This window comes from Tatumella ptyseos, from assembly GCF_030552895.1.
In the GTDB taxonomy this organism is placed as follows: domain Bacteria; phylum Pseudomonadota; class Gammaproteobacteria; order Enterobacterales; family Enterobacteriaceae; genus Rosenbergiella; species Rosenbergiella ptyseos_A.
This window is the reverse complement of the sequence record NZ_CP130649.1, coordinates 1,038,394-1,061,785: the sequence shown is the minus strand read 5'-3', so window position 1 is coordinate 1,061,785 and position 23,392 is coordinate 1,038,394. Positions and strand designations below refer to the sequence as shown.

Annotated in this window: 22 protein-coding genes, 3 tRNA genes and 4 other RNA genes; 9 read left to right on the top strand and 20 right to left on the bottom strand. The window is 47.8% G+C overall.

Going from position 1 to position 23,392, the window contains the following annotated elements; all coding sequences use genetic code 11:
• Nucleotides 1–479 precede the first annotated feature (479 nt).
• A complete protein-coding gene (locus QJR74_RS05170; RefSeq protein WP_304373501.1) occupies nt 480–1,217 on the top strand; it encodes an ATP-binding cassette domain-containing protein in 738 nt (245 codons plus the stop codon).
• Here the strand turns inward: QJR74_RS05170 and bioD are convergent.
• Genes bioD through bioB form a run of 4 tightly spaced genes read right to left on the bottom strand, consistent with a single transcriptional unit; the run spans nt 1,192 to nt 4,805 of the window.
• Nucleotides 1,192–1,875: a dethiobiotin synthase gene (bioD, locus tag QJR74_RS05165; RefSeq protein WP_304373500.1), complete on the bottom strand. Its 684-nt coding sequence runs from the start codon at nt 1,873–1,875 to the stop codon at nt 1,192–1,194. The two genes, QJR74_RS05170 and bioD, sit on opposite strands and share 26 nt — an antisense overlap.
• A complete protein-coding gene (gene bioC / locus QJR74_RS05160) occupies nt 1,872–2,636 on the bottom strand; it encodes a malonyl-ACP O-methyltransferase BioC (RefSeq protein ID WP_304373499.1) in 765 nt (254 codons plus the stop codon). Before bioC ends, bioD begins: the two co-directional genes overlap by 4 nt.
• On the bottom strand, nt 2,626–3,774 hold the full coding sequence (bioF, locus tag QJR74_RS05155; protein WP_304373498.1) for an 8-amino-7-oxononanoate synthase: 1,149 nt from the start codon (nt 3,772–3,774) through the stop codon (nt 2,626–2,628). The genes bioC and bioF overlap by 11 nt, the downstream gene beginning before the upstream one ends.
• The gene (bioB, locus tag QJR74_RS05150; RefSeq protein ID WP_304373497.1) at nt 3,774–4,805 is read right to left on the bottom strand and encodes a biotin synthase BioB; all 1,032 of its coding nucleotides are present in this window, start codon (nt 4,803–4,805) and stop codon (nt 3,774–3,776) included. Before bioB ends, bioF begins: the two co-directional genes overlap by 1 nt.
• An 81-nt stretch (nt 4,806–4,886) precedes the next feature.
• Here bioB and bioA point away from each other — a divergent pair, with 81 nt between their 5' ends.
• Nucleotides 4,887–6,176 carry an adenosylmethionine--8-amino-7-oxononanoate transaminase gene (gene bioA / locus QJR74_RS05145; protein WP_304373496.1) on the top strand — a complete coding sequence of 430 codons (1,290 nt, stop codon included), beginning with the start codon at nt 4,887–4,889 and terminating at the stop codon, nt 6,174–6,176.
• 87 nt (nt 6,177–6,263) lie between these two features.
• On the opposite strand, the gene pgl is transcribed toward bioA, so the two are convergent.
• Nucleotides 6,264–7,256, bottom strand: a complete 993-nt coding sequence (pgl, locus tag QJR74_RS05140; protein WP_304373495.1) for a 6-phosphogluconolactonase — start codon at nt 7,254–7,256, stop codon at nt 6,264–6,266.
• Nucleotides 7,257–7,392: 136 nt separating this feature from the next.
• Between pgl and QJR74_RS05135 the strand changes: the two genes are divergently transcribed.
• Nucleotides 7,393–8,211 (top strand): pyridoxal phosphatase, encoded by an 819-nt coding sequence (locus QJR74_RS05135; protein WP_304373494.1) that lies wholly within the window; start codon nt 7,393–7,395, stop codon nt 8,209–8,211.
• 36 nt (nt 8,212–8,247) lie between these two features.
• Here the strand turns inward: QJR74_RS05135 and QJR74_RS05130 are convergent, their stop codons facing one another.
• Nucleotides 8,248–8,388: an AcrZ family multidrug efflux pump-associated protein gene (locus QJR74_RS05130; protein WP_304373493.1), complete on the bottom strand. Its 141-nt coding sequence runs from the start codon at nt 8,386–8,388 to the stop codon at nt 8,248–8,250.
• Nucleotides 8,389–8,548: 160 nt separating this feature from the next.
• Between QJR74_RS05130 and modF the strand changes: the two genes are divergently transcribed.
• The 5 genes from modF to gpmA all read left to right on the top strand — a co-directional run bounded on the left by modF (nt 8,549) and on the right by gpmA (nt 14,540).
• Entirely contained in the window at nt 8,549–10,021 is a 1,473-nt protein-coding gene (gene modF, locus QJR74_RS05125; protein ID WP_304373492.1) for a molybdate ABC transporter ATP-binding protein ModF, read from the top strand.
• A 413-nt stretch (nt 10,022–10,434) separates the two neighbouring features.
• On the top strand, nt 10,435–11,481 hold the full coding sequence (locus QJR74_RS05120) for a UDP-glucose--hexose-1-phosphate uridylyltransferase (RefSeq protein WP_304373491.1): 1,047 nt from the start codon (nt 10,435–10,437) through the stop codon (nt 11,479–11,481).
• Nucleotides 11,478–12,632 carry a galactokinase gene (galK, locus tag QJR74_RS05115; RefSeq protein WP_441007630.1) on the top strand — a complete coding sequence of 385 codons (1,155 nt, stop codon included), beginning with the start codon at nt 11,478–11,480 and terminating at the stop codon, nt 12,630–12,632. The genes QJR74_RS05120 and galK overlap by 4 nt, the downstream gene beginning before the upstream one ends.
• Complete coding sequence (locus QJR74_RS05110) at nt 12,626–13,645, top strand: galactose-1-epimerase (RefSeq protein ID WP_304373490.1); 1,020 nt, start codon at nt 12,626–12,628, stop codon at nt 13,643–13,645. Before galK ends, QJR74_RS05110 begins: the two co-directional genes overlap by 7 nt.
• Nucleotides 13,646–13,787: 142 nt before the next feature.
• The gene (gpmA, locus tag QJR74_RS05105; protein WP_304373489.1) at nt 13,788–14,540 is read left to right on the top strand and encodes a 2,3-diphosphoglycerate-dependent phosphoglycerate mutase; all 753 of its coding nucleotides are present in this window, start codon (nt 13,788–13,790) and stop codon (nt 14,538–14,540) included.
• A gap of 30 nt (nt 14,541–14,570) precedes the next feature.
• Here the strand turns inward: gpmA and aroG are convergent, their stop codons facing one another.
• On the bottom strand, nt 14,571–15,626 hold the full coding sequence (gene aroG / locus QJR74_RS05100; protein WP_304373488.1) for a 3-deoxy-7-phosphoheptulonate synthase AroG: 1,056 nt from the start codon (nt 15,624–15,626) through the stop codon (nt 14,571–14,573).
• A 98-nt stretch (nt 15,627–15,724) separates the two neighbouring features.
• Nucleotides 15,725–16,441, bottom strand: coding sequence for a nicotinamide riboside transporter PnuC (gene pnuC, locus QJR74_RS05095; RefSeq protein ID WP_304373487.1), 717 nt, complete (start codon nt 16,439–16,441; stop codon nt 15,725–15,727).
• Nucleotides 16,442–16,598: 157 nt separating this feature from the next.
• On the opposite strand from pnuC, the gene QJR74_RS05090 reads away from it, so the two are divergent.
• The gene (locus QJR74_RS05090; RefSeq protein WP_304373965.1) at nt 16,599–17,369 is read left to right on the top strand and encodes a DUF3750 domain-containing protein; all 771 of its coding nucleotides are present in this window, start codon (nt 16,599–16,601) and stop codon (nt 17,367–17,369) included.
• Nucleotides 17,370–17,447: 78 nt separating this feature from the next.
• Here QJR74_RS05090 and QJR74_RS05085 read toward each other — a convergent pair.
• The 12 genes from QJR74_RS05085 to tolR form a co-directional block, all read right to left on the bottom strand.
• Nucleotides 17,448–17,568, bottom strand: a non-coding RNA gene (locus QJR74_RS05085) — RtT sRNA.
• A 46-nt stretch (nt 17,569–17,614) separates the two neighbouring features.
• Nucleotides 17,615–17,735: non-coding RNA, RtT sRNA (locus QJR74_RS05080), on the bottom strand.
• 46 nt (nt 17,736–17,781) lie between these two features.
• A non-coding RNA gene (locus tag QJR74_RS05075) (RtT sRNA) lies at nt 17,782–17,905 on the bottom strand.
• Nucleotides 17,906–17,952: 47 nt separating this feature from the next.
• Nucleotides 17,953–18,075: non-coding RNA, RtT sRNA (locus QJR74_RS05070), on the bottom strand.
• Nucleotides 18,076–18,122: 47 nt separating this feature from the next.
• Nucleotides 18,123–18,198, bottom strand: a tRNA-Lys gene (locus tag QJR74_RS05065).
• 19 nt (nt 18,199–18,217) lie between these two features.
• A tRNA-Lys gene (locus tag QJR74_RS05060) sits at nt 18,218–18,293 on the bottom strand.
• 37 nt (nt 18,294–18,330) lie between these two features.
• Nucleotides 18,331–18,406 (bottom strand) — tRNA-Lys (locus QJR74_RS05055).
• 166 nt (nt 18,407–18,572) lie between these two features.
• Nucleotides 18,573–19,364: a cell division protein CpoB gene (gene cpoB / locus QJR74_RS05050; RefSeq protein ID WP_304373486.1), complete on the bottom strand. Its 792-nt coding sequence runs from the start codon at nt 19,362–19,364 to the stop codon at nt 18,573–18,575.
• 9 nt (nt 19,365–19,373) lie between these two features.
• Nucleotides 19,374–19,904, bottom strand: a complete 531-nt coding sequence (pal, locus tag QJR74_RS05045) for a peptidoglycan-associated lipoprotein Pal (RefSeq protein WP_048911808.1) — start codon at nt 19,902–19,904, stop codon at nt 19,374–19,376.
• 44 nt (nt 19,905–19,948) lie between these two features.
• Entirely contained in the window at nt 19,949–21,244 is a 1,296-nt protein-coding gene (gene tolB, locus QJR74_RS05040) for a Tol-Pal system beta propeller repeat protein TolB (protein ID WP_304373485.1), read from the bottom strand.
• A 110-nt stretch (nt 21,245–21,354) separates the two neighbouring features.
• On the bottom strand, nt 21,355–22,938 hold the full coding sequence (gene tolA / locus QJR74_RS05035) for a cell envelope integrity protein TolA (RefSeq protein WP_304373484.1): 1,584 nt from the start codon (nt 22,936–22,938) through the stop codon (nt 21,355–21,357).
• A 25-nt stretch (nt 22,939–22,963) separates the two neighbouring features.
• Complete coding sequence (gene tolR, locus QJR74_RS05030; RefSeq protein ID WP_304373483.1) at nt 22,964–23,392, bottom strand: colicin uptake protein TolR; 429 nt, start codon at nt 23,390–23,392, stop codon at nt 22,964–22,966.

Below are 23,392 nucleotides of genomic sequence, written 5' to 3'. Positions count from 1 at the left end.
ATTGCTTTTGCGTAACATATTGATTTTAAATTTATATAAAAATAAGTGTAGTTTACAACCACTCCAATGCCAAGCCGCATTATTCAGTGGCTAGCCCCTGTTTTCAGAGGGTAATACACATGGTTATCCACAGGAATGGTGGATAACTCCTGACAGCCCAGTAACGGTGGGCTGTGTATAATTTTTCAGAAAGATGACAACCCTGTAAAAAAATTTTTTTTTCAATGATGGCATTTTTTTACTTTGATAAATTCTCAGTAAAAGATTCAAAAAACCTTAATAGAACGGGGAAAGTCAATAGTGAGTGTGAGAAATAATTGCCATTAAATGAGTCGTTATGCACCAATTAAGTACATCTCTTTTGTTCTCAACCTACAACCACTTCACTCAACCATGATGCTTAACCTTATAAAAAACTGGCGCGTTTTTTGCTTAACATCTTTATTACATAGCTTGCTAATGGATTGGGAGATGACACCATGCTTCAATTACGAGAGATCAATCAAGCCTACGACGACCACCATACGCTCTGGGATATCAATCTTGAAGTGAGTCAAAATAGTTGCTCAGCCATTATTGGACAACAAGGTACCGGCAAGACAACCCTGTTTCATTGTATTCTGGGATTTTTACCCATCATGAGTGGTGAAATGACGTGGCACCCCCAGAACTCCCTCCCCTGCAGTTTAATATCGCTTCCCAGTCAGCATCGTTCGCAATTGGGCATTACTTATGTTCCGCAAGGAAGTCCGATATTCTCACAACTTAGTGTTGAGGAAAATTTATTGATAGCGTTGAAAGCTGTCTATACAAGAAGCTTACCTATCACTTTACCCTCGATAATCAGTGAGCTTTTCCCTGCTCTTCTCGCCGAGCGCCATCACCGTAGCGGGACGCTAGCGAAAGGCTTACAATATCAATTGGCGCTAGCCCGAGCCGTGATCACCTATCCTAAGTTAATTTTACTGGATGAACCTTCTGAAGGATTAGCGGTTGAGGAAGCCGATCACCTTGTAGCGATTATCACCGCGCTGACTAAGGAACATAATATTAGCGTGTTACTGATGGATAAGAATCTAGACTTTGTGAAGCGGGTTGCCGACAACTTTACCCTGCTTCATCATGGTCGAAGTATTATGTCGGGGACGGCCGCCGATTTAATGCGCTTCAGCGGCGCGGTGGAGTGGGGTACTAAGGCATTGACGCGGGTAATGTAAGAGAGTGCCCAATGTTATCCAATTGATTCGCATCGCTGAGGAACGGGATTTCACCCAGTAAAGGCGCCTTAATCTGAGCAATTAGATAATCGCGATAGGCATCATATTCATGCGGTTCCGCACTCAGACTATTCGCTACCCAGCCGACTAACCTCAGCCCAGTTTGCTGAATAGCAGCTTGCGTTAACAATGCGTGATTTATGCAGCCTAATTTCATTCCCACGACTAAAATCACCGGCAGTTGCTGCGCAATCACCCATTCCCCGTAATGTTGCTCTGCAGATAACGGAGTAAACCACCCACCTGCTCCCTCAACGAGTACCCAATCCGCCTGAGCTTGTAATGCAGATAAGCCCTCATCGATTCGCGGGAAGCTAATCGATTGGCCTTCTCGTTGGCTCGCGATATGCGGAGAAGTCGGTTGTTCAAAGGTTAAGGGGTTTACCAAAGCATAAGGCAAGTCAACATTACTGTACCGTTGTAAAATCAACGCATCACGATTGCGTAACCCCTCTGATGTCCATTCAGAGCCTGATGCAACAGGTTTATAACCTGCGGTGGTATAACCCGCGCGTCCCGCAGCTTGCAGGAGTGCGGCCGAGACGAGGGTTTTGCCAACATCCGTATCGGTTCCGGTTAAGAAATAAGTGTGACTCATCGGGTAACTCCAAAAACGATGTGATAGGTGAGACGGTAACCTTTATCGTCTCGCGGCCAGTGTTCAGCCAGCTGGGTGAAGAATTCACGTCCGCCGAGCCCTGACTGGCGACCAGCATGCAAGTGTGATGCACCGATACCTTTTAACGACCAGAGGGCATCGAGGGGCGATGAAAAATGACAGACGATAGGCGCTTGCCAAGCACGAAGGCCTAGAGACTCGGTAGCGTTAAGCAGTGATTCAGCACTGGACCAACGATTGATCGGTGCTGAGCGCCCCATCTGCTGCCAAACCTGTTCAATTTCTGGTAAAGAGCCAGCAGCTAAGGTCGAGACGGCAAGTTTACCTTCGGCAGTCAGTGAACGTTGCAACTGCTGCAGGGTTTGTTGGAAATCGCTGCACCACTGTAGCGCGAGGTTACTCCATAAGTAATCCACACTTTGCGAATGAAAGGGGAAAGCCTCAAGATCACCACATACATAGTGATCAGCCGAGTGTTGCTGCGCTGCCTGTTGAAGCATTCCGCGGGAAAGATCGAAGGCCGTCACACAGTGACCTTGCTCGCGAAAATAACGACTGAACCAACCTGAACCCGCTCCAGCATCCACCAATAAACCAGGGGTATGCCAGTCGCAGTGCGCCATCAATTGCTCGCCGACAGTACGTTGAAAAGCGGCGAAATGGTCATACTGTTTCGCGGCGCGGCCAAATGCTCGCGCGAGCGCCTTTTTATCGACTTGAATACAGGAATTAGAGGACACGATGCAAGGCCTCAACCAAACGGGTAATCTGATCGGTACTGTGTGCGGCACTCAGGGTAATTCTTAGACGAGCGCTCCCCACGGGTACCGTTGGTGGACGAATCGCTTGCACCCAATGCCCCGCGGATTGAAGGCTGTGGGCTACCTCCAGAGCTCGATGGTTATCACCGATAATCACTGGCTGAATCGCGGTCATTGAATCGGTCAGCGTTATCCCTTTCTGCGTACATAAGTTACGAAAATCGCTAATGTTTTGGGCCAGTTTTACTCGGTATTCTGGTTGCTGACGAAGTATTTCAATGCTTGCCATGACGGCAGCGGCCTGCGCCGCAGGCAATGCTGTACTATAAATGAGATGACGAGCAGACTGTTCCAAGTACGCCGCCACCGCTTCCGAACAGAGAATGGCTGCACCACTCACTCCAAGGGCCTTACCGAAGGTCACTATCAATATATCGGGTTTAATCTGCTGCTGTGCGCAACTGCCACGTCCCTCATCACCCAGCACCCCAACACCATGAGCATCATCGACCATTAACCAGGCTTGGTGTTCGCGACACATTTTACTGATCGCAGCTAAGGGAGCTTGATCGCCATCCATGCTGAAAACGCCTTCGGTAATCACCAGCCGGTTCTGCGTATCGGTCGCCTCTAATTGCCGCGCAAGGCCATCTAACGAGTTATGAGGGAAACGGCGATAACGGGCTGGAGATAGCGCCGCCGCTTCCTGTAACGAAGCATGCATTAGTTTATCAGCGATAAGCGTATCACTGGACTCGGCAAGAGCGAAAATTAACGCTTGGTTTGCCGCGAACCCTGAGCTAAAGAGTATAGCTTGTGGAAAGCCTAGCCACTCGGCTAGCGTTTGCTCAAGCTGTTGATGGCAAGGTGAGTACCCGGTAACATGCCCTGAAGCTCCTGCGCCCGTCCCCCACTGCTGCGCCCCTTTACACCACGCATCAATCACTGCAGGATGATGGCTTAGTCCTAAATAGTCATTACTGGAAAAATGGGTGAAGTGTTGACCGTTATGAGTAAGGTTAGCCTGCGGGGCAACCGTGACCGCTAACCGCCGCCGCAGCAATCCTTGCTGCTGGCGTTGGTGTAAAGCGCTTTCGATACGTTGTTGCCAAGACATTAGACGGCCGCGTTATAGAAGAGTGATGTATCCGCATTGGTGATCTGCTGATGCAGCATTTCAGATTCAGACTCCACCCCTAACTCCGTATGGGCATGTGCCGGTTTTAATCCAAGCTTACGGAAAAGTTGTACATCGCTATCTTCTTCTGGATTTTCTGTGGTCAGTAATTTACAACCGTAGAAAATTGAGTTCGCACCCGCCATAAAACACATCGCCTGAGTTTGTTCACTCATCTGCTCACGCCCGGCAGAAAGCCGCACATAGGAACTTGGCATTAATATCCTTGCAACGGCGATGGTACGGATAAAATCGAAGGGATCGACGTCGTCGTTATCAGCCAGTGGCGTTCCCTTCACTTTGACTAACATATTGACGGGAACACTTTCTGGAGGAGTAGGAAGATTCGCTAACTGCATCAAAAGTCCGGCACGATCGCCAATAGTCTCACCTAACCCAACAATCCCACCCGAACAGACCTTAATACCCGCCCCACGGACATGCGACAGCGTATCCAGACGTTCTTGATAACTACGCGTGGTAATAATGTTGCCGTAAAATTCAGGTGAGGTGTCTAAATTGTGGTTGTAATAATCTAATCCAGCGGTGGCTAACTCATCAGCTTGGTCAGGAGAGAGCGTCCCAAGTGTCATGCAGGTCTCAAGGCCCATTGCCTTGACGCCTTCGACCATTTTTTTCAAATAAGGCATGTCACGCGCATGTGGGTTTTTCCACGCTGCGCCCATACAGAATCGCCCTGATCCTGCGGCTTTAGCTTTGCGGGCAGACGTTAGGACTTCTTCAACTTCCATTAATTTTTCAGATTCTAAACCGGTCTTATACCGTGCACTTTGCGGGCAATATTTACAATCCTCGGGACATGCGCCCGTTTTAATCGAGAGTAAAGTACTGACTTGCACTTTGGCAGGATCGAAATTTTCACGATGGATCTGCTGGGCCTTAAACATAAGTTCCAAAAAAGGCATCTCAAACAGTTCAGTAACTTGCTGACGTGTCCAACGTTGTGACATGGCTTGCTCCATAACTTTAAACATCTGGTTATTGTGGTTATACTTGTAAACTAAATTTATCAGAAACAGTTTACAACAATTATGTTCCCGACAGAAGACAGTGAATTCGATCGTAATCATCTTTGGCATCCCTACACCTCGATGCTCGATCCTCTGCCATGCTATCCCGTTGCCTCTGCTCAGGGCTGCTGCATCACTCTTGAAACCGGACAAGAGTTAGTCGAGGGGATGTCTTCATGGTGGGCCGCTATTCATGGCTATAACCATCCACGATTAAATCTCGCGATGACCGAGCAAATTTCTAAAATGTCTCACGTGATGTTTGGAGGCTTAACCCATGGCCCGGCGGTAGCACTAGGCCGCGCGTTATTGGAGATAGCACCAGCCGGTTTAACAAAAGTTTTTTTAGCCGATTCAGGATCAGTTGCGGTCGAAGTCGCGATGAAAATGGCGGTGCAATATTGGAGTGGTACTTCGCAAAGTAAACAGAAATTTCTAACGTTACGGGGCGGTTATCACGGTGATACCTATGCAGCGATGTCAGTATGTGATCCCGAAAATTCGATGCACTCCCTGTGGCAAGGTTACTTACCGGAGCACGTATTTGTGCCGGTTCCACATTGTACTTTTGACCAAACATGGGTTGAAAGTGAGGCCGATGCGCTTCGCTCCGCTTTTGCTGAACACCATCAGAGCTTAGCTGCCGTGATCCTGGAACCTATCGTACAAGGCGCCGGAGGGATGCGTTTTTACCATCCAGAACTTCTTAAACGTGTTCGGGAACTCTGCGACCAGTATGATGTGCTATTGATTGCTGATGAAATTGCTACCGGTTTTGGACGGACGGGTAAGATGTTTGCCTGTGAACACGCCTCTATTTCTCCAGACATTCTCTGTGTAGGGAAAGGCCTGACAGGTGGCACGATGACGCTCGCGGCGACGCTGACGACTGATCGTGTTGCTGAAGGTATTAGTCGTAGCCCGGCGGGTTGTTTTATGCATGGCCCAACCTTTATGGGCAATCCTCTCGCCTGCGCGGTGGCTACAGAGAGTTTAAAAATCTTACGCGAAGGTGCGTGGCAACAACAGGTTAAAAGCATAACAGAGCAGTTGAACGCTGGCCTCGGCCCTCTAATCCATCACCCAAACGTAAAAGATGTCAGGGTATTAGGCGCTATCGGGGTGGTGGAGTGTCACCGCGCGGTGGCGATGGCGGAAATTCAGGCGTTCTTCGTGGAAGCGGGTGTATGGATCAGGCCCTTTGGTAAATTGATTTACCTCATGCCCCCTTATCTCATTTCCAAACCGCAGCTTGAACAACTGATGGCAGCTATTGCGGCTGCCGTTGATCAAGAGGTGCTATTTCAGTAGTTGATGCGAATGATCCCCTACGTTGGCGCTTAACTGCCTTTATCGTCAGCAGCCAAAAAAAGTGCCACAGAAGTGGCACTTTTTACTTTACTCAGGGGTGTGGGCGATTGCCCACATTGGTCCCTGACCTGCCGCATAACGGCCTAAATCGGTTAACTTTCCACTTTGCGGGTCAATACGATACACCGCAACATGGTGAGATTTCTGGCCTGTTGCGATTAAAAATTGTCCTGCTTTATCCAGAGTGAAACCACGCGGTTGAGTTTCTGTCGGGTGGAAGCCTACTAACGTTAATGAATCACCTTGCGCAGAGACTGCGAAGATAGTCAGCAAACTACTGGTACGATCACAGGTATAGAGGAACTTACCATCCGGAGTAAGATGAATATCAGCAGCCCATGGCGTGCCCGTGAAATCGTCGGGTTGAGTCGGCAAAGTCTGCACGACTTGGTCGTTACCTTGACCTAAAGCAACCACCATCACCGTACTATCGAGTTCATTGATGATGTAAGCAAATTGACCTTGGGGATGAAAAGCCATATGTCGTGGGCCAGCCCCTGGCGCGGACGCAATTTGCGAAACCTTAGCATTATCTAAGCTTTTGTCGTCCCGCAGAGGGTAGACGCAAATTCGATCTTGTTTTAACGCGGGAACATAAAGCTTGTCATTGGCCAGATTGATATTGGCAGAGTGACAACCGTCTAACCCTTTCAAAACTTGTGATGGCGAGCTAGGTTCGCCTTCAGCACCCAACTTACCGTAACTAACGAAACCATCATGATAATAGCCAACATAGAGCGCCTCTCCCTCTCGGTCCGTAGCAAGGTAGGTCGCACTTCCTGGCAGCGCAGCTTCGCCTAACCAAGAAAGTGATCCCGTTTCACCAATTTTCCAGGCTGCTACACGAAAATCAGGCTTTACTCCTGCGTACAAAACTTGCTGGCGAGGGTTGATAGCCAAGGGCTGCGGTTGTCCAGGTGCATTAACCGTTTGCAGTAAAGACAGTTCTCCCTGTTCAGACAGTTGCCATACATGGATCTCTTCACTTTCTGGGCTAGCAGTATAAATAACTTGTTTCATGCGCTCTCCTTAACTTTTGTTAGATCTAGTTTGCACCAATTCTATAATTGTAACAGTGATTTTGTGCGGGATTTGCTGCTTCGCTCAATTAGGGTGTAGACTTTTTTTAGACATCATACAATTAGGTGACGTTATTATGGATTATCGAGTTATCGCATTAGATTTAGATGGAACTCTCTTAACCAGCCAGAAACAGGTGCTTCCAGAGTCAATTGACGCACTCACTCGAGCAAAAGCAGCAGGCTACCGAGTATTAATTGTGACAGGACGTCACCATAGCGCAATTCATCCTATTTACCAGACCCTAGCCCTGACAGACCCCGTCATCTGCTGTAATGGGACTTACTCTTACGATTACCAGACAAATTCAGTGATAAATAGTGATCCCCTGCCAGCAAAAGATACTGAGATTGTTATCGATGCTTTACGCCAAGCTGATATCAAAGGATTACTTTATGCGGGTGACGCCATGTATTACGAGCAACCCACTGCGCATGTTATCCGTATGACAGCTTGGGCAGAAAACTATCCACCAGCATTACGCCCAGTATTCCGTCAAGTCGATGATTTAAGAGCGGTCATTGAAAGTGGTGAACCTTTGTGGAAATTTGCCTTAGCCCATGCCGACTTATCACAACTACAAAGTTTCGCTCATCAAGTAGAAGCAAGCGCAGAGGTGGTCTGTGAATGGTCGTGGACCGATCAAATTGATATTGCTAAGCGGGGAAATAGTAAAGGAAAAAGACTCGCTGAGTGGGTTAATGCGCAAAATCTCTCTATGGAGCAAGTGGTTGCCTTCGGTGATAATAATAATGATTTGAGTATGTTAGAGCTTGCGGGGATAGGCGTTGCCATGCAGGAAGCAAAACAAGAAATAAAAGATCGCTGCCAAGTTGTGATCGGCAGTAATGATGCCCCCTCAATCGCGCAGTTTATTGAGTCTAAGCTCTTATAAAGATTCTGCCTATGCCTTACTGGCATAGGCATCGTATTATGCTGATTTCTTTTCGTTTTTGGTTCCAGAGATTAAATTGAATAGCTCGCCTAATCCCCAAATTAACCCCAAAATGACCGCCATCAGCACAGGTACCATGATGATCGCCATCAGCAAACTTTTCAGCAGTTCCAGCATAGTCTTAGCCCTCAGCATCTAAAACCCTTATTTTAACGAGACTTAAGCAGTGTGGGTACCGCTTTTTGTGCCTTTAACTCAAAGCGACTTACCGCCTAAAGATTGACAAGCCTTAAACGGGTCGCTAAAACTAGGCTAAATGCATAATACGGAACAGAACATGAAAATATTGCACATTTCGCAATGTACGTTTCATCGCGGGGAACACTGGTCACTGCAAATTGATTCGTTCCATTTGAATGAAGGCGAAAGTTTTGCCCTAGTCGGTACCAATGGCAGCGGTAAATCGTCGTTAGCTCTGGCATTAGAAGGTGAACTCACCAAGGCTAAAGGGACTATTGAAAACCACTTTACTTCCCCGACTCGCCTCTCTTTTGAGCAGCTTTCGGCATTCGTCAATCAAGAGTGGCAACGTAATAATAGTGATCTCTTCAGCGAAGGAGAGAATAGTGATGGTAAACTGACACGTGATGTCATCCAAGAGAGTCATCATGAACCTGCACGTTGTCAAGCCTTAGCTGAGCGCTTTGGTATTGCATCCTTACTTGATCGCCCCTTTAAGGTATTGTCGACAGGAGAAACCCGTAAGGTATTGTTATGCCAAGCATTAATGGGAAAACCTGACCTATTAATTCTTGACGAACCCTTTGATGGCTTGGACGTTGAATCCCGGGCAGCGCTGCAGCAACTTTTATTGGCGTTACAGCGACAAGGTTTGACCTTAGTGTTTGTGCTAAATCGCTTTGAAGACATCCCATCTTTCGTTGAACAAGTAGGATTACTGATCGATGGTCATCTGCAACCCTTAGCGTTGCGTGAGCAAGTGTTAGCGGACAATGTTGTGGCACAACTTCAGCATCTTGAACAACTATCCGGTGTACAACTTCCTGAAAGCGATATCCCTTCTACCACCCAGTCCTCCCCCTCTGCTGCGCCATTGATAAGCTTAGTTTCAGGCCATGTTTCATGGGATGACAACGTGATTATTGATAACCTGACTTGGCAAGTAAACCCCGGTGAACACTGGCAAATTACGGGACCGAACGGTGCAGGCAAATCGACGCTGCTGAGTTTAGTCACAGGTGATCATCCACAAGGCTACAGTAATGACCTGACATTATTCGGTATTCGTCGAGGTAGCGGTGAGACGCTATGGGATATTAAGAAACATATCGGTTATGTCAGTAGCAGCCTCCATCTTGAGTACCGAGTCAGCGCCTCAGTGCGAACCGTTGTCCTCTCTGGTTATTTCGATTCAATCGGCCTCTATCAGGTTCCCGGCGACCGCCAGCAGGCTCTGGCTGATGAGTGGTTAGCATTGATCGGTATTACTGCGGACCAAGCAAACCTTCCCTTCCATGACCTCTCATGGGGGCAACAACGATTAGTATTGATTGTTCGGGCCTTGGTTAAACACCCGCAACTCCTTATCCTCGATGAGCCTTTACAAGGCTTAGATGCCCTGAATCGCCAGCTGATCAAACAGTTTGTTTCAATGCTGATCGAACAAGGCAGCACGCAACTACTCTTTGTCTCTCATCATGCTGAGGATGCCCCGCAGTGCATCACTCACCGCTTAAGCTTCGTCGCCAATAAGCAAGGGAGTTATGACTATATTCAAGAGAGTCTTTAGCTTAGTGTTTCCACTACTCAGGTAGTGGGCCCTTATTGGAATTTAACCAGGGGACCTAAAATAAGTTAGGTCCAAAAAATTTGTGGTAATTAATATTGACTGAGCTGATACGTCAGCGAGCCTGTTTGCGTTCCAGCATCTCTAAGCTGTCTCTGATTCTACCTTTAATTAAGTCACTCATCTCTTGTGTGTAAGTTTTTAGGTGAGCTGCTTAGTCACCCACTAATCGGTTTAATGACTTTGAACTTGAATGTAAACGTTTACATGAAAAATTTAAAGTTATGAGATATAACCGCACCATAGCTTTTTTAATCTGAGTGTAAACGTTTCCATAAATTCTCACTCGATCACAAAAATAGGCGCGTATTCATGCTAGGCTTTGTTCATTACGGCTTAATCATGACGAGACAACTATGCAGATCTTTGATCCCCTCGACCACCCGCATCGTCGGTTCAACCCACTCACTGGTGAATGGGTGTTAGTTTCTCCCCATCGCGCAAAACGGCCATGGCAAGGTGCTGAGGAGACAGTAAGTCCTCAACAGTTACCGCAACATGACCCAGAATGTTACCTTTGCCCGAGAAACACGCGGATAAATGGCGAAGTCAATCCTGATTACGATGCACCTTTCGTCTTCACTAACGATTTTTCGGCGTTATTACCTGATACGCCCCCCTCGGCAGAAAGCGAGGATGAACTCTTTCAATTAGAAAGTGCTCGCGGAATTAGCCGTGTTATTTGCTTCTCACCTGATCACAGTAAGACGCTACCCGAATTACCCCTTTCATCAATTAAGCAAGTGATTCAGGTTTGGCAAGCACAATTGGCTGAGTTGGGAAAAACTTACCCTTGGGTGCAAATTTTCGAGAATAAAGGGGCGGCAATGGGCTGCTCAAACCCGCATCCTCATGGCCAAGTGTGGGCTAATAGCTTTATTCCTAACCAAATTGCAACCGAAGATCGCCAGCAGCGTGACTATTATCAACGTCATCAGCGCCCGCTGTTATGGGACTATGCTCAGAAAGAGCTGCAGCATAAAGAGCGATTAGTCGTTGAAACGGAACATTGGATCGCCGTCGTTCCTTGGTGGGCGGTCTGGCCTTTCGAGACCTTGTTATTACCTAAGGCTAGAGTGGCCCGTTTAACCGAAATCTCTGTGGAACAGCGTGACGACCTTGCCCTTGCCTTAAAACAGTTAACCAGCCGCTACGATAACCTGTTCCAGTGCTCTTTTCCCTACTCGATGGGATGGCATGGTGCACCCTTTACTGACGAAGAGTCCTCGCACTGGCAACTGCATGCCCACTTTTATCCCCCATTACTGCGCTCTGCAACCGTGCGTAAATTTATGGTCGGTTACGAGATGTTAGCTGAAGTCCAGCGCGACCTCACCCCTGAACAAGCTGCGGAACGCCTACGATCTGTGAGTGACCGCCATTTTCGAGAGACTCCACAATGATCACTGAACTTAAACAACGTTGCGAACAGCGTTTTCACCAGTATTTTGGTTATGCACCAACCGATTTTTTCCAAGCGCCGGGACGCGTTAATCTGATTGGTGAGCACACCGATTATAACCAAGGTTTTGTGCTGCCTTGTGCCATTGATTACCAAACCGTCATTAGCTGCGCTAAACGTCAAGATAACAAAGTGCGAGTGATTGCCGCAGATTACGACGACCAATTAGACGAATTCTCTTTAGACGCACCGATCGAATTTCACCACTCTGCGATGTGGGCGAATTATCTGCGTGGCGTAGTCAAACATTTACGCCAGATTAATGATCAGTTCAAAGGAATGGACATGGTGATCAGTGGAAACGTGCCACAAGGGGCCGGTTTAAGTTCCTCTGCTTCCTTAGAGGTTGCCATCGGTACCGCTATCAAACATTTATGGCAGTTACCCATTACTCCTGTTGAGATTGCGTTAAACGGCCAAGCAGCCGAAAACCAATTTGTAGGCTGTAATTGCGGTATTATGGATCAAATGATCTCCGCAATGGGTCAGGCTAACCATGCTTTACTGCTAGATTGCCAGTCACTTGAAACCCAATCCGTTTCAATGCCAAGCGATATCGCAGTCTTAATTGTGAATTCTAATTTCCGACGCACACTGGTTGGTAGCGAATACAATTTACGACGTGAACAATGCCAGCAAGGTGCTGCCTTTTTTGGCCAACAATCATTGCGTGAGGTGACTTTGGAAACCTTTTACGCCCGTGAAGCAGAAATGGAACCAACCGTTGCGAAGCGTGTCCGCCATATTCTGACAGAAAATAAGCGGACCTTAGAAGCAACAGAGGCCTTGAATCGTGGTGACTTAATACGGATGGGGCAATTAATGGCCGAGTCACATAATTCAATGCGCGATGATTTCGCTATAACGGTGCCTCAGATCGATCGTTTAGTTGAGCTGCTACAAACAGCAATCGGTGAGGAAGGTGGTGCGCGAATGACCGGTGGTGGGTTCGGTGGTTGCGTCGTCGCACTTCTCCCCTTACATAACGTTGATGCAGTCAAAGCTGCCATGGCCGACCACTATTTTGCGTCGACAGGGATTAAAGAGACTTATTATCTCTGCCACGCAACACAAGGAGCTAGCCCATGTTAACGTCAACCTTTCTTGCCCCCGATGGTCAACCCTTCAACTGCGCCGAGCTGCGAAACACACAGGGCATGGTCGTACGTTTTATGGACTGGGGCGCCACTTGGTTGAGTGCACAGGTCCCGCAAGCGGATGGTCGTTTGCGCGAGGCACTTCTTAGCTGCGGTTCACCTGAACGTTACCTACAGCAATCTGCCTATCTTGGGGCAACAGTGGGGCGTTATGCAAACCGTATTCGTAATGCTTACTTGTCTCTCATTGATTGTCAGGTCGTGGCGAATCAAGGTCCTCATCAACTTCACGGTGGGCCAGAAGGATTGAGTCATCGTCGCTGGCAACAAGTTAGTCAGACCGAAAATACGTTGGTCTATCATTTACATTCTGCCGATGGCGACCAAGGATTTCCCGGTAATCTTGATATCGAATTAACAATAACATTAAGTGACGATAATCGTCTCGATTTCTGTTTCATTGCACAAACGGATGCTCTCACCCCGTTATCATTGACCAACCATGCCTATTTTAATCTCGATGGGCAACAAGGGGATATTCGAGCGCATAGCCTTAGGCTACAAAGTTCATATTTCCAGCCCGTCGATGCTAATGGACTCCCTGATGGCGACTGTTTGCCTGTTACAGAAACGGCCTTCGATTTTCGCTCGCCGAAAACACTCGCCCAAGACTTTTTAGCCGATCGTTTTCAACAGCTAACGGGCGGTTATGATCATGCTTTTGTGCTAAACCCTCAAGACAGCGAACAACCGGTCGCCACCTTAACCTCCGCCGATGGTCAGCTACAAATGAATCTATTTAGCAGCGAGCCCGCATTGCAACTCTATACCGGAAACTATCTTGATGGGACACCCTCGCCGCAAGGTGAGTACCAGAATTATCAAGGGATTGCTTTAGAACCTGGCTATCGCCCTGATTCACCCAATGATACGCCTCCTGCTGGATGTTGGTTGCCAGCAGGAGAAGTTCGCCGGATTTCCTTCGGCTACCACTTTATCAGCGGTTAAAATATCATCGCTAAATCGTTCAGAGACTTACGCGATGCGTCCTTTTCCGCTATGGTAGTGGCAGTAGTGTCTCTTGTCCGAGGTGTTGTTGCGATAAGAACCATTTTTACAGTGAATAATTAATCATTGAAGGAGCTTTACGATGGCAGTAACTAAGCTTGTATTGGTCCGCCACGGCGAAAGCCAGTGGAACCAAGAAAACCGTTTCACCGGTTGGTATGACGTTGACCTTTCTGAAAAAGGACGTGGAGAAGCGCAAGCGGCGGGCAAACTCCTTAAAGAAGAGGGGTTCACCTTTGACTTCGCTTACACCTCTGTTCTGAAACGCGCGATTCATACGTTGTGGTCTGTGCTCGATGAACTTGACCAAGCTTGGCTCCCCGTTGAAAAAAGCTGGCGTCTGAACGAACGTCACTACGGTGCGCTGCAAGGTCTGAATAAAGCAGAAACCGCAGAGAAATACGGTGACGAGCAAGTTAAGCAATGGCGTCGTGGCTTTGCCGTGACACCACCAGAATTAGAGCGTTCTGACGAGCGTTTTCCTGGTCATGATCCACGCTATGCCTCACTGAGCGCTGAAGAACTGCCAGTCACCGAAAGTTTAGCGACGACTATTGAGCGCGTTATTCCTTATTGGAATGAAACCATCCTGCCACGCATCAAAAGTGGTGAGAAAGTGATTATCGCTGCACACGGTAACTCTTTACGCGCAATGGTTAAGTATCTTGAAGGGCTTTCTGAAGATGAGATTCTAGAACTCAATATCCCAACTGGCGTGCCTTTGGTTTATGAGTTTGATGAGAACTTCAAACCTCTTAAACGCTACTATTTAGGTGATGCTGAAGAAGTGGCTGCACGCGCAGCCGCGGTCGCCAACCAAGGTAAAGCGAAATAAATTGAAAAGGCCGGAATATCCGGCCTTTTTTTAGGCTTGGCGACGAGCTCGCACTGCCTCTGCTAATTGTTTTAATACTTGCTCGGTAGCAGGCCACCCAATGCAAGCATCCGTAACACTTTGACCATAGGTTAGGGGCTTTCCGCTCTCTAAACTTTGATTCCCTTCGACTAAGTGGCTTTCAATCATTACGCCCATAATCGCCTTATCGCCCTGCGCGATTTGTCCGGCAACATCCGTCGCAACCTCCATCTGCTTTTGATATTGCTTGGAGCTGTTAGCATGGCTAAAGTCGATCATCACTTGAGGGGATAATCCAGCTTGGCTCAGGCCAGCCTTCACCGCAGCAACATCTTCTGCACTGTAGTTAGGCGTCTTACCACCACGAAGAATAATATGGCAATCTTTATTCCCTGCTGTCTCGACAATGGCTGAGTGACCATATTTAGTTACTGATAAGAAGCAGTGCCCAGCAGAAGCGGCATTAATGGCATCAATGGCGACCTTAATCGTACCGTCGGTACCATTTTTGAAACCAACCGGACAGGAGAGACCGGAGGCTAACTCACGGTGAACTTGTGATTCAGTAGTACGGGCACCAATCGCCCCCCAGCTCATGAGATCAGCCAAATATTGGGGAGTGATCATATCGAGGAACTCACCTGCGGTCGGCATACCAAGGTCGTTGATATCCAGGAGTAGCTTACGGCCTAACCGTAATCCTTCGTTAATATCAAAACTACCATCCATGTAGGGGTCATTGATCATCCCCTTCCACCCAACAGTCGTACGTGGCTTCTCGAAATAAACACGCATAACAATCTCTAACTCACCTTTCAGTTCATCCCGTAAGGTTAAAAGACGTTGAGCGTACTCCATTGCGGCAGTAGTGTCGTGAATCGAGCAAGGGCCGATAACGACAAGTAATCTATCATCTTGTTGCTGCAAGACCTGCTGAATGGCTTGACGGCTTTGAGCCACCGTTTCAGCAGCACGATCAGTTGCAGGAAATTTCTCTAATAGTGCCACTGGCGGTAAAAGTTCTTTAATTTCTGTGATCCGTAAATCGTCGTTTTTATAGCTCATTATTATTCCATCACGATAAGTGTGCTGTTGTCCCTGCGATACTCTAACGTGCCGCTGTCAAACTGCAAACTCTTATTGCCACTTTTTCCTTCAAGAAATTAGGAACTGTGTGGACCGTCATTCTGCGAGGCTTTACTTGCCCAGAGGCGTACACCATTAATCGCAATAAAGGTAAGAATCAGGTATTCGATCGACATGGCATAAACCCCTTGTAGAGTAAATATTGCAACACTAATGAGGTTGATCACGACCCAGAGTATCCAGTTTTCTACCCATTTACGGGTCATAAAAATCATCGCCACGACAGATAATACCGTCATACAGGCATCCCAAAACGGGTAAGCATCGGGTTGTAGTGTCGGTAGTTGAGCCTGAAGTCCACAATAATTAAGAAGCAATACCGTGAAACGGGCGAAGTGGCCAAAAATGGTATCGATAAAAATGGTCATCACCGCAATGGCGACAAATGAGATAGCTACCCATACACCTCGTGCACGAGTTCCCAACCAACGTATTTGTAGCTCTGCTTGCTGTGAAGAGGTTTGTCTACTCCAAGCGTACCAACCGTAGATATTCGCCACTAAGAAAAAGATTTGCAGAAGTAAGCTTGAATAGAGCTGAATTTGGTAAAAAATCACCGCAAATAGTAGGACGTTAATAATTCCGAAAAGGTAATTAATGACTTTCTCTTTACTGGCTAACCAGATACATAGCAAACCACACAAGGTTCCAACCGCTTCTATCCATGACAAATCGTAGCCTTGCTTACCTAAAGGAATATGTACTAACAACGTGTTGATACTGAAAAAGTTCATCGCCGCACCTCATGTTTAGTATACTAAACAACATACCTCACCCTTAAAGGTTTGTCTCTTAATTACTCTATTTTCCTCAGCTTCTGCAAGTTAAGTTGTGTTTCCGGTATGACTTCCTACACTTTAATTAACTCTATTCGTTCAAGGGAGCGTGGTCATAATTATGTTACGTCGATGCCTACTCGCCTATGTCATCATAGCGCTATTATCTTTACTCGCCAGCTACCTTCATGACTTAGCGACAGAGCGTCCGGCCTCTGGAGACAGTTGGACTGCTGCACGTCGAGATTCTGCAGGACTATTAGCTGATCCCGCATCGATAAAAAATAGCGCTGTAGTCGCTGTTTTGGCTGCTAAAACCTACGGCTGGCGCGGTCACTTTGCCGTGCACACTTGGCTGGTGGTCAAGCGTCGTGGCGAGACTCACTATACACGTTATGATGTCATTGGCTGGCGTAGTAACGATCTCATTAGAAGAGACTATGCTATTGCCGATGGCTATTGGTATGGTGCACGTCCCCGTATCTTGGTAGAACATCAAGGGGAGTCCGCTGAAGCCATGATTCCACGTCTTGAAGCCGCGGTACGAAGTTATCCTTATCCCCATACTTATCATGCATGGCCAGGCCCAAATAGTAATACTTTCATTGCTCATATCGGACGTGAGGTTCCGGCGCTACAACTTAATATGCCGGCCAATGCAATAGGTAAGGATTATCGCTCTTTAAGCGATCCAATAGGACGTCCGCCCTCTGGGAAAGGGGTGCAATTATCGTTACTCGGTCTATTAGGCATTAATATTGGTGAACAAGAAGGAATCGAGTTCAACTTATTGGGTATGGATCTTGGAATTAACGTTTCACCGCTACAAATAAGACTCCCTTTCATCGGGAATTTACCTGCCGATCAGCATAACCCTCAAAGATAGTTTTTTTTATCCGGGTAAAAAAACGCGTCAGCATTTATTGGCGCGGTTATTTTAAGATACTTGGCTTATGTCAGAATTTAGTGGGTCGTGCAGGATGACTCGCTGCGCTCGGCCTTCGGGTCGTTGCCTAGCAACGTTGTCTCACTGCGTTCGACTCGAACCTGCTGCAGGTTCTCATCCAGCACGATTTGCTATTGGAGGCTGGAAACGAAAAAAGCACCCAGAGGGTGCTTATTTACTAGATTTGGTGGGTCGTGCAGGATGACTCGCTGCGCTCGCCCTTCGGGTCGTTACCTAGCAACGTTGTCTCACTGCGTTCGACTCGACCCTGCTGCAGGTTCTCATCCAGCACGATTTGCTATTGGAGGCTGGAAACGAAAAAAGCACCCAGAGGGTGCTTATTTACTAGATTTGGTGGGTCGTGCAGGATGCACTCACTACACTCGCCCTACGAGTTGTTGACATTGGCAACCTTGTCGCACTGCGTTCGACTCGAACCTGCTGCAGGTTCTCATCCAGCATGATTAACTATTGCAACCTTGAAACGAAAAAAGCACCCTGAAGGGTGCTTTTTTACTAGATTTGGTCGGTCGTGCAGGATGACTCGCTGCGCTCGCCCTGCGGGTCGTTGCCTAGGGCAACGATGTCTTACTGCGTTCGACTCGACCCTGCTGCAGGTTCTCATCCAGCACGATTTGCTGTTTGAGCCTAGAAACGAAAAAAGCACCCTTCTGGGTGCTTTTTTACTAGATTTGGTGGGTCGTGCAGGATTCGAACCTGCGACCAATTGATTAAAAGTCAACTGCTCTACCAACTGAGCTAACGACCCTGAATAGGGATGATTAAGATGGTGGGTCGTGCAGGATTCGAACCTGCGACCAATTGATTAAAAGTCAACTGCTCTACCAACTGAGCTAACGACCCATCTTAAATCATTCTGGAAAATCAGTCCCCACTTAAGTGGTGGGTCGTGCAGGATTCGAACCTGCGACCAATTGATTAAAAGTCAACTGCTCTACCAACTGAGCTAACGACCCGATTTTCCTTGCCAAAAACACTGTTTAAGTTTGTCTCGGCAACGGCGGCATATATTACTGATTTACCGAGACAGCGCAACCATTAATTCAAAATAAATCATCAGTTGCTTACCTTTACAGCGACACGGACACTATTCAGCCAGAAATTGCTGAAAAAATCTTAACATTACCCTGCTAAGGCTTTTTGCGCCGCTTTCGCCGAAGGCGTATTAGGGTAAAGCTGAATCACCTGTTGCCAAACAGATTTGGCTTTATCCAACTGATTTTTATCCTTCATAATGGTCCCAATCTTCAGCAATGCTTCTGCTGATTTGGGCGATTTAGGGTATTTTTTGACTACCGTTGCAAAATAGTAAGCGGCATCATCTTTTTGCCCCTTATTGTAGTAAAGCTGTCCTAACCAGTAATTCGCATTAGGCTGGTAGGTCGAGTCTGGATATTTTTTAACCCAAGCTTGTAATGCCGACATCGCATCATCAGGCTTATTCTGTTTCAAGACTAAATCGACCGCCGCATTATAGTCTTTATTCACATCACCCGTCTGGGTCCCCACCTGGCCTGCTGTATCGCTAGCAGATTGGTCGGTCTCAGAGGTTTGTTGAGTAGTATCGCTCGAACCAGAAGTTGAGCTAGAGGCAGCCGCCCCACTGCTACTTAGGATATCGATTTGTTGATAAAGTTGCTTTTGCCGCTCAACCACTTGATTCAGCTGATAGCTATTTTGTTGAATCTCGCCACGCAGTGAATCAATGTCACTTTGTGTATCGTTCAACTGTTGTTGCAGTTGCTGGAGAAGTTGGGATTGTGCGTTAGAAATTCGTTCGAGGGTAGTGACACGGTCTTCTGTCGAACCCGAGCCAGCGCTACTGATTGACGCCTGGGCATGAGCGGCCGGAACGGCCGCTACGCCAATCAGTAACGACAGACCCAGTGTATGAAGTCTGAAGTTACTAATCATAGTTTTCTCTTAGTATACCAATACAGCACGACGGTTTTTCGCCCATGCAGCTTGGTCGTGACCTAAGACTGCAGGTTTTTCTTTACCGTAAGAGACGATTGACATTTGGTCTTCGCCTACGCCTTTACCTTGCAGGTACATTTTAACAGCGTTAGCACGACGTTCGCCTAAAGCGATGTTGTATTCTGGCGTACCGCGCTCATCCGCGTGACCTTCGATAGTCACTTTATAAGATGGGTTGCTACGTAAGAAGTTAGCGTGTTGATCTAACATCTGTGCGAACTCAGGCAGGATGTCGTACTTGTCCAGACCAAAGTAAACAATGTTGTTTTGTTGCAGCTGTTGCATCTGCAGACGAGCTTGCTCATCTGAAGACATATTGCCGTTGCTACCATTGCCAGACATGCCATTACCGTAAGCGCTATCCGCACCAGTGGTAGAGCCTGATTGGTCATTGTTGTTCTTGTGAGAAGAACATGCAGCAACCGCTAACACTGGCAGAGCCAGCAGTAAACCTTTCAGCACTTTATTGAATTGCATTTCGAAAATCCTATTATAGTTTGCCATACATATTTACACATGCATCACATATACGGCGACCAGGCAGGGAATTTAACCTGCCCATCAGTCGTCGGAAGACGCGCTTTGAAACGCCCGTCGGTCGAAACCAACTGCAATACGGAACCATAACCCTGCGTAGAGCTATAGATCACCATCGTGCCGTTAGGTGCTAGACTTGGCGTCTCATCCAGATAAGAGCTAGACAATGTTTGCACTGCTCCTGTCTCTAGATCTTGTCGAGCGATGTGTTGTGCACCCCCTGCTGTGCTAACCATCACCATAGATTTACCATCGGTCGCCACATCAGCGTCTTGGTTTTGTCCACCTTGCCAAGTAATACGCTGTGGTGCTCCACCGTTGATATTTAATTTATAAATTTGCGGTAAGCCGCCTTGGTCAGAAGTGTAAGCAATATTCTGACTATCAGGGAACCAAGTCGGTTCAGTACTATTATAACGGCCATTAGTGATTTGACTAATCTGGCCTGAGTTTAAATCCATCACATAAAGGTTTAGGCTACCTGTTTTAGATAGGGCGAAAGCAAGCTTAGTCCCATCTGGTGAAAACGCAGGAGCACCATTATGTCGTGGGAAAGACGCTATTTGACGAACGCTGCTGTTTGATAAGGTTTGAACGACCAATGCCGAACGTCCACTTTCAAAGGTAACGTAGGCAACTTTGCTTCCGTCTGGTGACCATGCAGGCGACATCAATGGCTCGCTAGAGCGATGAACAACATTTTGGTTGTAGCCATCATAATCTGATACCCGCAGTTCGTAAGGGAATTGTCCACCATTGGTTTGCACGACATAAGCAATGCGCGTACGGAAAGCACCTTTAATGCCGGTTAATTTTTGGAATACTTCATCACTGGCGGTATGAGCCGCGTAGCGCAACCACTGCTTGGTAACTTTATACGAGTTCTGTGAAAGAACTGTGCCTGGAGCACCCGCCGTATCAACTAGTTGGTAACTGATTTGGTAACTGCCATCAGGGTTACCTTTAACCTGCCCAACCACCACTGCATCAATACCTAATGCTGACCATGCAGCAGGTTGTACTTCTTGGGCAGTTGTTGGTTGTTGTGGAAGACGGGAACGATCCAGTGGATTGAACTTACCACTATTGCGTAAGTCGGCTGCAACAATACCACCGATGTCTTCAGGGGCTGAACCACCACCACTCCATTGGAAAGGCACAACACCGATGGGACGAGCTGTATTGACACCCTGTGTAATTTCTATATGCACCTCTGCCTGTGCGATAGCTGCCCACACTAGCAGAAAAAAGCTTAACGTTACTCGTAATGCCTGTTTCATTTTATCTCCCATACCTGAGCCTCAGCTCACGATAAGTGGTTTACCAATATCTGAAGATCGTTGATGCGATACTCCAGCGTTCCCTGTCGCTATCGCCTTTTACTGCTAACTTATTGACCCGGTTTAAAGGTAATAACCGCATCTTTCACCTGAGCCCAAATCTCTTGGCTCGGCGGTTTAGGAATCTGAGCCATCCTCGATGCTGTCAGTGCGGCTTGACACAGTGCTGGATCCCCCCCTGCTGAGGCCGCGGAGATCAATAACCCATCAGGTGCCAACTTAATTCTCACTGAACATTGTTTGCCCGCGTAATTATCAGAGTCATAGAATTTACTCTGAATCGCGCTTTGTACTTGACCTAAGTAGCTCTGGATTGCAGCGTTGGAAACGCCAGCATTCTTCTGGTGTCCAGCCCCAGAAGCTCCGCCACTCGCAGCTGATTTCGGTGCATTTTTACCTGAAGATAATCCACCTAACAGATCATCAAGTGCAGCATCATTTTTCGCGGCCTTGGCTTTAGCTGCTTTAGCTTCGGCAGCAGCTTTAGCTTTTGCATCAGCTTTTTCTTTAGCTTCTTGCGCAGCTTTAGCTTTCGCCTCTGCTGCAGCTTGAGCTTTAGCTTCTTGCGCAGCTTTCGCTTTTGCCTCTGCTGCAGCTTGAGCCTTAGCCTCTTGCGCTGCTTTGGCTTTAGCTTCTGCTGCAGCTTGAGCCTTAGCCTCTTGCGCTGCTTTGGCTTTAGCTTCTGCTGCAGCTTGAGCCTTAGCCTCTTGCGCTGCTTTGGCTTTTGCCTCTGCCGCAGCTTGAGCCTTAGCCTCTTGCGCTGCTTTGGCTTTTGCCTCTGCTGCAGCTTGAGACTTAGCCTCTTGCGCTGCTTTAGCTTTTGCCTCTGCTGCAGCTTGAGCCTTAGCCTCTTGCGCAGCTTTCGCTTTTGCCTCTGCTGCAGCTTGAGCCTTAGCCTCTTGCGCAGCTTTCGCTTTTGCCTCTGCAGCGGCTTGTTTCGCTTGCTCTGCCGCGTCAGCTTTCGCTTGGGCAGCCGCTTGCTTCGCTTGCTCTGCCGCGTCAGCTTTCGCTTGGGCAGCCGCTTGCTTCGCTTGCTCTGTCGCCTCAGCTTTCGCTTGGGCTGCCGCTTGCTTAGCTTGCTCTGCCGCCTCAGCTTTCGCTTGGGCTGCCGCTTGCTTAGCCTGCTCTGCCGCCTCAGCTTTCGCTTGGGCTGCCGCTTGCTTCGCTTGCTCTGCCGCCTCAGCTTTCGCTTGGGCCGCCGCTTGCTTCGCTTGCTCTGCCGCCTCAGCTTTGGCTTGGGCCGCCGCTTGCTTCGCCTGCTCTGCCGCCTCAGCTTTGGCTTGGGCCGCCGCTTGCTTCGCTTGCTCTGCCGCCTCAGCTTTGGCTTGCTTAGCTTGTTCTGCGGCTTCTTTAGCCTGTTCAGCGGCCTTAGCTTTCGCTTGAGCTGCTGCCTGGTTAGCTTGTTGGGTCTTAGTGTCGGACTGACTCTGCTTTGACGCGTTATATTGTTCGACTACAGCTCCAGGATCGACCATCACGGCATCGATATCGCTGCCGCCACCACCGCCAGAGCTTGTTTCGATATGTTCATTCATTGAGCTGATGATCAGTATAGCGACTAATACAACATGTAGCGCTATGGAGATGATCACGGCTCTTTTTAACTTATCGTTTTGTTCCGTTAACTTCGACACTCACGATTCCCGATATGATTCACTATTAAATGGGTTGTGTCATTAAGCCCACTGATTTTACCCCTGCTTGGTGCAGAAGATTCAGCGCCTTAATAATTTCGTCATACGGTACTTCCTTCGCCCCACCAATCAGGAAAACCGTTTTAGGATTTTGTGCTAACTGACGCTGCGCTTCACTGACCACCTGTTCAGGAGGGAGTTGTGTCATACGATTGTGATCCACAACAATGCTATATTGCCCCACCCCTGCAACCTCAACGATTACCGGTGGGTTATCGTCGCTTGAAACCGTTTTAGAGTCTGTCGCATCGGGTAAGTCAACTTCAACGCTTTGCGTAATAATTGGCGCCGTAGCCATAAATATCAGTAATAGAACCAGTAATACGTCCAATAGAGGGACGATATTAATTTCTGATTTTAAGTCACGACGTCCGCGACCGCGCGATCTAGCCAT

Bases quoted from the DNA above. Each gene is read 5' to 3' on its own strand.
- QJR74_RS05170 (WP_304373501.1), top strand. From the start codon at position 480: ATGCTTCAATTACGAGAGATCAATCAAGCCTACGACGACCACCATACG.
- bioD (WP_304373500.1), bottom strand. From the start codon at position 1,875: ATGAGTCACACTTATTTCTTAACCGGAACCGATACGGATGTTGGCAAA.
- bioF (WP_304373498.1), bottom strand. From the start codon at position 3,774: ATGTCTTGGCAACAACGTATCGAAAGCGCTTTACACCAACGCCAGCAG.
- bioB (WP_304373497.1), bottom strand. From the start codon at position 4,805: ATGTCACAACGTTGGACACGTCAGCAAGTTACTGAACTGTTTGAGATG.
- bioA (WP_304373496.1), top strand. From the start codon at position 4,887: ATGTTCCCGACAGAAGACAGTGAATTCGATCGTAATCATCTTTGGCAT.
- pgl (WP_304373495.1), bottom strand. From the start codon at position 7,256: ATGAAACAAGTTATTTATACTGCTAGCCCAGAAAGTGAAGAGATCCAT.
- QJR74_RS05135 (WP_304373494.1), top strand. From the start codon at position 7,393: ATGGATTATCGAGTTATCGCATTAGATTTAGATGGAACTCTCTTAACC.
- QJR74_RS05130 (WP_304373493.1), bottom strand. From the start codon at position 8,388: ATGCTGGAACTGCTGAAAAGTTTGCTGATGGCGATCATCATGGTACCT.
- modF (WP_304373492.1), top strand. From the start codon at position 8,549: ATGAAAATATTGCACATTTCGCAATGTACGTTTCATCGCGGGGAACAC.
- QJR74_RS05120 (WP_304373491.1), top strand. From the start codon at position 10,435: ATGCAGATCTTTGATCCCCTCGACCACCCGCATCGTCGGTTCAACCCA.
- galK (WP_441007630.1), top strand. From the start codon at position 11,478: ATGATCACTGAACTTAAACAACGTTGCGAACAGCGTTTTCACCAGTAT.
- QJR74_RS05110 (WP_304373490.1), top strand. From the start codon at position 12,626: ATGTTAACGTCAACCTTTCTTGCCCCCGATGGTCAACCCTTCAACTGC.
- gpmA (WP_304373489.1), top strand. From the start codon at position 13,788: ATGGCAGTAACTAAGCTTGTATTGGTCCGCCACGGCGAAAGCCAGTGG.
- aroG (WP_304373488.1), bottom strand. From the start codon at position 15,626: ATGAGCTATAAAAACGACGATTTACGGATCACAGAAATTAAAGAACTT.
- pnuC (WP_304373487.1), bottom strand. From the start codon at position 16,441: ATGAACTTTTTCAGTATCAACACGTTGTTAGTACATATTCCTTTAGGT.
- cpoB (WP_304373486.1), bottom strand. From the start codon at position 19,364: ATGATTAGTAACTTCAGACTTCATACACTGGGTCTGTCGTTACTGATT.
- pal (WP_048911808.1), bottom strand. From the start codon at position 19,904: ATGCAATTCAATAAAGTGCTGAAAGGTTTACTGCTGGCTCTGCCAGTG.
- tolB (WP_304373485.1), bottom strand. From the start codon at position 21,244: ATGAAACAGGCATTACGAGTAACGTTAAGCTTTTTTCTGCTAGTGTGG.
- tolR (WP_304373483.1), bottom strand. From the start codon at position 23,392: ATGGCTAGATCGCGCGGTCGCGGACGTCGTGACTTAAAATCAGAAATT.